This is a genomic window from Phytoactinopolyspora endophytica (assembly GCF_004138495.1).
Classification (GTDB): Bacteria; Actinomycetota; Actinomycetes; order Jiangellales; family Jiangellaceae; genus Phytoactinopolyspora; species Phytoactinopolyspora endophytica.
On record NZ_ML142874.1, the window covers coordinates 1 to 1191 of the forward strand.

Consider the following 1191-nt stretch of genomic DNA (forward strand, 5'->3'; position numbering starts at 1 on the left):
AGCAAACCCAACTGGCGAGTACTGGGCTCCATCGTCGTCCGATGAACCCAGCACCCCCGCCAGAATCCGAAGACCCCAACATCTAGTAGGCACCCTAGGGTGGAGCTAAGGGGATTCGAACCCCTGACCTCCTCCATGCCATGGAGGCGCGCTACCAACTGCGCCATAGCCCCTTGCGGACAGCGGTGCAAGCTTAACTGACATCGCCCCGAAGCTCATAATCGGCTCTCCGCACGAGCTACCGCCACACATACCCAGGCTCAGAGTGCTAGTCGGCACCAGCTGGGCGGAACTCCTTGCGCCAGGGAAAAAATGGGAGTTACTCTTAAAAGAGAGTAACTTTCAGCTTGGTGAGCGGTGCGTCCAACGCGTGCGGGAGCGTCTGCTGACACCAGGCGATTGACAGGCAACCGCACAGAGTCATAGTGAACGGAGCCTCCCGTGGCAACCCTTCTCTACCGGCTGGGCCGGTTCTCTTACCGCAGCCGAAAGCTCGTCGGACTGATCTGGCTGGTGATCGTGGTGGCGATCGGAACCGCCGCCGCAACACTCTCCGGAGCGACGTCCGACTCGTTCTCGATCCCCGGCACGGAGTCCCAGGAGGCGTTCGACCTCCTCGACGAACGGTTTCCCGACGCCAACCTCGACAGCGCCTCCGCGCGGGTCGTGTTCGTCGCACCCGAGGGTGAGACGTTCGAGGACCCGGACAACAGGGAGATCGTCGGGGAAGTCCTCGACGAAATCGCCGCCGGACCCCAGGTAGCTGGCATCGACAGCCCGTACGACTCCGGCCTCATCTCCGAGGACGGCACTATCGCACTCGCCGAGGTCACCTACACAGTCGAGTTCTACGACGTCGTCGACCTCGACGACGACGCCCGCGAGGTCCTCCACAGCGCAGCCGATACGGGTCGCGACGCCGGTATGACGGTCGAGCTCGGCGGGACGGTCCTCGAGGAGGAACCTGAGATCAGCAGCGAGCTGGTCGGCTTGGCTGTCGCCGCTGTGGTACTGATCATCACATTCGGCTCGCTCGTAGCGGCCGGGATGCCCCTGGCCACCGGCGTCACCGGGGTTCTGATCGGTGTCGCCGCCATCACCGCCGGTACCGGATTCCTCGATCTCGGGTCGACGACCCCCATTCTCGCCACCATGCTCGGCCTCGCCGTCGGCATCGACTACGCGCTGTTC

At 63.7% G+C, this 1191-nt stretch carries 1 protein-coding gene and 1 tRNA gene; one reads left to right on the plus strand and one right to left on the minus strand.

Going from position 1 to position 1191, the window contains the following annotated elements:
• Positions 1–100 precede the first annotated feature (100 nt).
• A tRNA-Ala gene (locus ELR45_RS31510) sits at positions 101–173 on the minus strand.
• A 268-nt stretch (positions 174–441) separates the two neighbouring features.
• On the opposite strand from ELR45_RS31510, the gene ELR45_RS39855 reads away from it, so the two are divergent.
• The coding region (locus ELR45_RS39855; RefSeq protein WP_205857651.1) for an MMPL family transporter at positions 442–1191 on the plus strand (750 nt) is incomplete at its 3' end.